This is a genomic window from Gilliamella sp. B2887 (assembly GCF_026537015.1).
GTDB lineage: Bacteria > Pseudomonadota > Gammaproteobacteria > Enterobacterales > Orbaceae > Gilliamella.
This window is the reverse complement of record NZ_JAFNMX010000015.1, coordinates 37,180-44,713: the sequence shown is the minus strand read 5'-3', so window position 1 is coordinate 44,713 and position 7,534 is coordinate 37,180. Positions and strand designations below refer to the sequence as shown.

General features: G+C 33.0%; 10 protein-coding genes and 1 pseudogene. 2 read left to right on the top strand and 9 right to left on the bottom strand.

Annotated features, from left to right (window positions below; translation table 11 throughout):
- Positions 1 to 84, top strand: a pseudogene (locus tag J3U13_RS10715) (elongation factor Tu); the annotation flags it as partial.
- 886 nt (positions 85 to 970) lie between these two features.
- A complete protein-coding gene (locus J3U13_RS10710; protein WP_267342012.1) occupies positions 971 to 1,306 on the top strand; it encodes a zinc ribbon domain-containing protein YjdM in 336 nt (111 codons plus the stop codon).
- A 225-nt stretch (positions 1,307 to 1,531) separates the two neighbouring features.
- Here J3U13_RS10710 and fliR read toward each other — a convergent pair whose 3' ends face one another.
- The 9 genes from fliR to fliJ all read right to left on the bottom strand — a co-directional run bounded on the left by fliR (position 1,532) and on the right by fliJ (position 7,534).
- Positions 1,532 to 2,338 (bottom strand): flagellar biosynthetic protein FliR, encoded by an 807-nt coding sequence (gene fliR / locus J3U13_RS10705; RefSeq protein WP_267342011.1) that lies wholly within the window; start codon positions 2,336 to 2,338, stop codon positions 1,532 to 1,534.
- Between the two features lie 5 nt (positions 2,339 to 2,343).
- A complete protein-coding gene (gene fliQ / locus J3U13_RS10700; RefSeq protein WP_267342010.1) occupies positions 2,344 to 2,613 on the bottom strand; it encodes a flagellar biosynthesis protein FliQ in 270 nt (89 codons plus the stop codon).
- A 22-nt stretch (positions 2,614 to 2,635) separates the two neighbouring features.
- The gene (fliP, locus tag J3U13_RS10695; RefSeq protein ID WP_324123805.1) at positions 2,636 to 3,313 is read right to left on the bottom strand and encodes a flagellar type III secretion system pore protein FliP; all 678 of its coding nucleotides are present in this window, start codon (positions 3,311 to 3,313) and stop codon (positions 2,636 to 2,638) included.
- A gap of 69 nt (positions 3,314 to 3,382) precedes the next feature.
- Entirely contained in the window at positions 3,383 to 3,817 is a 435-nt protein-coding gene (fliO, locus tag J3U13_RS10690) for a flagellar biosynthetic protein FliO (protein WP_267342009.1), read from the bottom strand.
- Complete coding sequence (gene fliN / locus J3U13_RS10685; RefSeq protein ID WP_416380268.1) at positions 3,817 to 4,197, bottom strand: flagellar motor switch protein FliN; 381 nt, start codon at positions 4,195 to 4,197, stop codon at positions 3,817 to 3,819. Before fliN ends, fliO begins: the two co-directional genes overlap by 1 nt.
- The gene (fliM, locus tag J3U13_RS10680) at positions 4,190 to 5,236 is read right to left on the bottom strand and encodes a flagellar motor switch protein FliM (protein ID WP_267342007.1); all 1,047 of its coding nucleotides are present in this window, start codon (positions 5,234 to 5,236) and stop codon (positions 4,190 to 4,192) included. Before fliM ends, fliN begins: the two co-directional genes overlap by 8 nt.
- Positions 5,237 to 5,241: 5 nt before the next feature.
- Complete coding sequence (locus J3U13_RS10675) at positions 5,242 to 5,709, bottom strand: flagellar basal body-associated FliL family protein (RefSeq protein WP_267342005.1); 468 nt, start codon at positions 5,707 to 5,709, stop codon at positions 5,242 to 5,244.
- Between the two features lie 171 nt (positions 5,710 to 5,880).
- Complete coding sequence (locus J3U13_RS10670; RefSeq protein ID WP_267342004.1) at positions 5,881 to 7,083, bottom strand: flagellar hook-length control protein FliK; 1,203 nt, start codon at positions 7,081 to 7,083, stop codon at positions 5,881 to 5,883.
- Positions 7,073 to 7,534 carry a flagellar export protein FliJ gene (fliJ, locus tag J3U13_RS10665; RefSeq protein ID WP_267342003.1) on the bottom strand — a complete coding sequence of 154 codons (462 nt, stop codon included), beginning with the start codon at positions 7,532 to 7,534 and terminating at the stop codon, positions 7,073 to 7,075. The genes J3U13_RS10670 and fliJ overlap by 11 nt, the downstream gene beginning before the upstream one ends.

Sequence of the window (7,534 nt, the reverse complement as noted above, 5' to 3'; positions counted from 1 at the left end):
GCAATGGCAGAAGGCTTACGCTTTGCTATCCGTGAAGGTGGTCGTACTGTTGGTGCTGGTGTTGTTGCTAAGGTTATTAAATAATCTTACTAACTATTTAGAGCATTATCCTTAATGCTCTTGATCAGTATAAAAGGCGCGTATAATACGCGCCTTTTTTAGGTTTATCAGAATTCCTTTTAAAAACCAATTTGCCATTTTAATTTGAATGTACTTTACTTGTTCTTTGTAGAACAATTTTCCTAAATACCAACAGCTTTTTTGAATAAACGTTGATAAGGAGAAATCCGTTCTTTCAAATAAAATACTTTTAGTATATTAACTCAATGAGTTTCAACTTAAATAATTTTTTGCTTTCGATAGTGCCACATCAATCAACTTAACGATTCATAACCAATACCTAACTTTGTTGCTAAAAGATCACGAGCGCTAGACAATATAAATTGATGAGCGTTATCCGAACATAATATCAATAAACAAATAACCAAATGCTATTGTAAGGCGCTTAATATTAAATACCTAATATTATTATCTATTTGTTCCTATACAGTTAGTACTGAAGCATATTAATAAACCGTCGCATAATAATGGGATGAGTTTTATAAAATTGATGTAAACTCGGTTTTTCAATCAATCGTACCCAATAACCTATTTTGGCTTTAATCGACATTGGAAAACGATAATGAGGCAAAAGATAGCAGCAATTACTACTAAATGATAATGATTTAAAATACCAAACATCGTTTCATCACCTAAATGAGTACTGCGATACACATGAACCTCCCTCTGTTAAAATAAAGATGTGATTCATGGCGGATCATTTTGTCTTTAACCAATTTTTTATCGCTAGTGCTTCTATGGAATAATTTGACGGCCTCTTTAACGCTACCTAAAATAGGAATACCATGACTTAACACCGTTTTTTTGCTATAGTAAACGCCATTTTATTTAATTTGGATTAATCATACCCATGGAATCTATACCTAACTGCCCTGTTTGCCAGTCTGAACATACTTATCATGATGGTTCGTTTTATGTTTGCCCTGAATGTGCCCACGAATGGGATCCGAATGATGTTGCTTCAACAAATGAAGGTTTACAAGTGAAAGACAGTAATGGTAATTTACTTGCTGATGGCGACGATATTATTTTAATTAAAGATCTTAAATTAAAAGGATCTTCTACTGTTTTGAAAAAAGGGGCTAAAGCAAAAGGGATTCGTTTAGTCGAAGGTGATCATGAGATTGATTGTAAAATTGATGGCATGAAAATCATGCTTAAAGCCTGTTTTGTAAAAAAAGCTTAATTGATATAAATAAAATGCTGATTATATCAGCATTCCTTTCTTATTGAGTTTCCACTAATATTTTTTAATTTACGTTTAGTGGAATTCAGCCAATTTTTATATTCAAACGTATCGTTAACCTCAAATTTTTTTACAAAAAGACCTATTTGAAGGAAGGTTAGTAAGCAGACTAATTCAGATAAGAATAAAATTGATAAATTATCCAGTCATATAATCAAAATTACACTACTGAACATCACTCAAAAACCATAAAATAGCTGAAATGTGATTGAATATTTGTTCAAAAATAAACTCTGTAAATGCTGGCAACATCGAAATTAAATAGCTTAACATGATTAATCCTAACAATAGTGTTAAAGGATAACCAACAACAAAAATGGATAATTGTGGTGTAATCCTATTTAATAAGCCCAATGATATATTAATGATTAACAATAAAGTCATTAAAGGAAGAGCTAACATAATACCATTAATAAAGAGTTGGTTACTGACATCAATTAAAGATAAATAGCCATTTGCAGGCAGTGGCATAAGTCGAATTGGAACAATATCAAAGCTATTAGAAATACCATATAGTAACCATAGATGACCATCTAAACTCAGAAAAATCAGTAAAGCTATAATATTAATTAAGCGTGACAAAACTGATGTAGAAGGTCCTCCAATTGGATCAAAAAATGTAGCCATACCCAGCCCCATTTGCATGCCAATTAATTCACCCGAAATTCTGACTGTTATAAACGCCAATTGCATAGTAAAACCGATCAACACTCCAATCATTATTTGCTGAGCAAGAACCCATATCCCCGTTAGAGAATAAAGTTCTATATTCTCATCAAGATTAGGAAGAGGTAGAGGTAGAAGCATAACAATTACTAACGCTAAACCAATTTTTATGCGATTTGGCACTTCTTTTTCACCAAAAATTGGCGCGACCATAATTAATGCTAAAATGCGCACAAACGGGAAAAAGATATCTTTAACCCAAGCAAAGAAATCAATATTAAATAGACTGTTAATATTAATATCCATTACATTTAATGAGTTAAATTAGGAATATCGGTAATCACAATTTGAATGTAGTCAATCATCGTTGACAACATAGAGGGACCCAAAATAATTAAAACCACAATGACCATTAAAATTTTAGGAATAAATGATAATGTCATTTCATTAATTTGCGTAGCCGCTTGCAATAAACTAATGACCAAACCAGTAAATAAAGCGGCTAACAATAAAGGACCTGCAAGGGATGCTGCAACTTTTATGGCTTGCATTGCCAAAGTACTAATATACTCAGGTGACATACTGTTCCTAAACTAAAATTTCTTAACTAAAAAAGCTTTGTGCTAATGAACCTAGTAATAAGTGCCAACCATCGGCCAATACAAACAACATTAACTTAAATGGTAATGAAACGGTTGCCGGTGGAACCATCATCATCCCTAATGCCATAAGTGTACTAGCCACCACTAAATCAATAATTAAAAAAGGAATAAAAATCGTAAAACCTATTTGAAAAGCGGTTTTTAACTCGCTAACCACAAAAGCCGGTACCAAAACTTTCAAGGGAATATCTTCACGGCTTTGGATTTCGTTTTGATGAGACATATTCACAAATAACGCTAAATCATTTTCTCGGGTTTGAGTAAGCATGAACGCCTGTAATGGTTTAGTTGCTGTGGATAAGGCTTCTTGCATGGTGATTTGATTTTGTGAATAAGGTATATAAGCATCTTGATAAATTTTATCAGTCACCGGTGACATAATAAAAAATGTCATAAAAAGGGCAATACCTAAAATAACTTGGTTAGGGGGAGCAGATTGTGTTCCTAGAGCATTACGCAATAAACCCAACACAATAATAATGCGGGTAAAGCTGGTCATTAATAGTAATATTGCAGGAATAAACGTAAGTAAGGTTAAAAAGACCAAAGTCTCAACCGGTAACGACCAGCTTTGTTCATTATCCAAAGTAGTACGGGTAATGATAGATAACGGTGAAATTTCAGCAAAGCTATATTGGCTAATCGACAATAAGCCTAGCAAAATAACAGATTTTAACCGCACTACCAATTACTCCTTTCTCAATTTCAAAATGGACTGTAACATTTGCTCAAATAACTTATTTTTTGAAAGGTCTTTTTCTGCTGATGGTTCTGCTAGCAACATATCGGTTCGTTGTTCATTTATGGTATGCAGTAGGGTCATCTGCTGTCCAGTCACACCAACAACTAATAATTGATGATCGACATGAACCAAAACGATTCTTTCTTTAGGGTTTATATTATAAGTTGCTTTGACTTCAATTAATTGTTTATTAGGACTCTTCCAATTGAAGCGTTTTACTATCCATCCTAACAATAAGATCAGGACAATCACACCAATAAGCGATATCCCAATTGATGTAGCCATTTGTGTGTTTACTTTGAATTCCGGTGATATAGAAGTTAGCGAAATTGTATCTGTTGTTGACGAAGGCTGAGCCTTATTTTCGTGTTTTATATCCATTAACGACTCAACCTACGTACACGCTCTGATGGAGTGATAATATCGGTAATGCGTACGCCATAATTATCACCGACAACCACGATTTCGCCTTGGGCAATTAAATAACCATTAATTAATATATCTAAAGGTTCACCAGCAAGACCATCCAATGCAATGACCGATCCTTGAGTTAGATTCAATAAATCTTTAATTGCCATCTTAGTTCGACCAAGTTCGACACTCAAATCAATTGGAATATCTAAAATAAGATTAATATCTTGCTTTTGTTCTTCAGTTTGTTGCGGTGATAATGTTTCAAAAATAACGTCCTTAGTGGATAATTCATCACTTTTTACATCGACTTTTGGGATATCTTCACTATCTTGTTTGATATCAGTCATTTTGCATTCCCTCATTTAATTGTTCAATTACAGGATTAATAACCTGTTCAACTTGAATTGCATATTGTTTATTAACTTTACCGTAATGACCTTTTAATACTGGCACTCCACCAACAGTAACATCTAAATTTGTCGGTTTGTCGATGACTAAAATATCATTCGTTTTTAATGCTAATAGTTTAGAGACAGTCGTATGAATACGAGTAAAGTTAGCGACTAATTCGACAGTTGATTGTTTGATGCCAGAGGTTAATGAACTCATCCAGATATTATCATCTTGATAAGTTTGCTGCTCGATAGGTGGTTTTATTAATAATTCTTTGATTGGCTCAACCATGGCATAAGGAATACAAATATAAAACGTCGCTTTAAAACTACCAATTTCAATCTTAAATTTGGTGGTTAAAACTACATCATCAGGCGAAGTAGTAATATTAGTAAACTTACTTTGTATTTCAGAGCGGATATACTCAGTTTCAACTGAATATATATCTGCCCAAGCACTTTGATAAATGTTTAATGCTAACTCTAGTACTCGTTTTATGATTTGTTGCTCTGTATGAGTAAACTCACGATCTTCTGTTTCAACTTTGTTTGTATGCCCATCCCCACCAAATAAAGTATCAACCACAATAAATACTAATTCGGGTGAAAAGGAAAATAAGCAAGAGCCTCTTAAAGGATTGAGATGCACTAAATTCAAATGATATGTAGATGAAATATTAGAAAATTCTTTGAAAGTTTGTGTGCCAATTGGGGAAGCAATTACATCTGTATTACGACGTAATAGATTAAATAATCCTATTCTGAACTGACGAGCAAAACGTTCATTTATGATTTCTAATGCCGTTAAACGTTCAGGAATAAAGCTATGTTTGACCGATAAATCGTAAGGTTTAACATCGGCTTTTTTCCCTGATGGTAATGAGATAACATTAGTATCAAAAACGTTACCCTCAGTGGCAATGGAGCTTTCTGATACTGGCAAAGTATCATTGTCGGCATTAATGTCTGTTATCGGTTCACGCTTATCAGACATAACAATCACCGTATAATAAAATCAGTAAAGAGTACTTCGTCAATTTTTACTGAGTGTTTAATATCATATTGACGTGATAATGTATTTTTTATCTGCTCTTGTAATTCAAATTTACCTGATTCTTGTTTTAATTTATTAACATATTGTTTAGATAATAAAAGAAGTATATCACTTCTAACTTCAGGTAAGTATTCTAATAACGCAATTTTTTGGGCTTCATCGGCAACACGCAGTACCATACCAACATAAAGAATTTTATTAATATCACCATTATCTTCTGATGTAGGTAACGACACAGTAAACGGCTTTAAAGTTAAAAAAACTGGCGATACGATAGTTATTTCATCATGCTTTTTAGCCGTGGTTTTTGATTGATTTTGGAACCATAAATAAACAGCTGTACCTGATGCGAACAGCGTGATGAGAATAAGTATTAAGTTCAAAATATTCACTTTTTTAGGGGTAGTTGGCATATTTATTCTTATCTCAATAAAAAATTTATAACCATTAAATGGTAATAATAAGAAGAATAATAAATCAAACTCGCAGAATTGATTTGAAGAATAGGCAACAAAAATATTACCTATTTAACGTTTTCAATTTGTTTTTAAGATACTTGCTGACAATAAATCACAAATTAAATTTTAAGCAAATACACTCAATCCTGATTGAACAAAATGTTTTTGGTTGTTTGACTGCTCATTAATTTTGTCTACTGTTTTTGATACAACTGCATTCGATTGGTGACGGTGATTATTTTGATGATGCATCGCTGAGTGATCACCATCACTCATCATCGAAAAATCACTGATATCGGTTTGTTGTAAGTTAAAACCTTGTTCTTGCAGCGAAGTTCGTAAAAATGGTAATGCCGATTCTAACAATCCTTTTACCATATTGTGTGCAGCCATCATATGCAGATTGATATTATCATCGGTCATAGCAAGTTTAATATGTAACGAACCTAATTCTTGAGGATGTAATTTAATTTCGGCTGTTTGTATACCTTGACGATTAAACATCATGATGTGCTGAGTTAACGATTGTTGCCATTGCACAACATCAACAGGCGTAGATAAATCCATTGTGTAAGAAGAAACAGTCGAATTAGCTGGCGTTATCAAGTTGGGGTCATGGGTTATTGATGGCAAAGATGAGATTTGATGGATAGGCACCATCACATGGTGACTTCCTAAATTCATCGTAAAATCAGTTTGAGAAGGGGTCACTTTTGACATAACATCACCAATACTGGATAAATGAGTGGATGAATTAGAAAAATAATTGCTAACGTTATGACTAATATCAGAGATTTTTCGATGAATCAGTGTTGTGTTTGCTTGACGTTTTTCTTCAAATAACGACATAAAATCATTTTGTTGCATTATCGAATTAATGACCTTCCCTTCGTTATTAATGACTTCGTGAGTTGGCTTACTGTCTAATGGATTTGCGGGTAAATTGAGCAAAAAATTGGCTTCGAATATGTCAGAATTTATGTTATTCGTTGGCAGTGAATAATGGTTAATTGGTATATTTCTGTTTTCTGTAGCGTTTATTTCTGTCGCACTGATAATAGTCCACTTTTCCTGTTCAAAATATTCAATAGCACCTGGATAACAGCCGACAGTTAACTCATCATCAACAGATTTATCATCATCTAATTCTCCATTACCCCTATCACTCAATTTCGTCGAATCTGACTTATTAGCAATGTGGCTATGCTGTTCACTTTGTAACAGCAATTGCCCAAATAAATCACCATCATTATCGATAGTATCATTAGAAACAAACTCTGATTGATGCACTGGCATTAAGTTTACATTACCAATCAAATTAATACTCACTCAATATTCTCCTTGCTAATTGCTGTTGGGCAAATTCATCGGTCAGTTTTTGTTGCAAACGATTTTGCTGTTGTAAATATTTGTTATATTGCTTATTTAATAATGTTGTATAGGTATTCAAACTTTTTTGTGATTGATTAAGCTGGTTAGTAATCTGCTTTTGTTGGATATCCAAGGTTAATAACAGTTTTTTTTGCTGTTCTATTCCTTGCTCAATAGTGGCAATAAAAGCATTAAAATTATTTAATTCATATCCTTTTATGCCACCAGATAAAGCATCATTCAATTTTTGTTGATACTCAACATAGTAATCATGTAAGACATTAAGTTGTGACTGTGCTTTACCCTTATTTTCATTTGCTTTTTTTAACCTAACTAAGTTATCGTCAACAGATTTTTGCGCTAGCTTTTTTAATGTTAAAAAGGCTAATTGTGAAGGATTTTTTTTCAT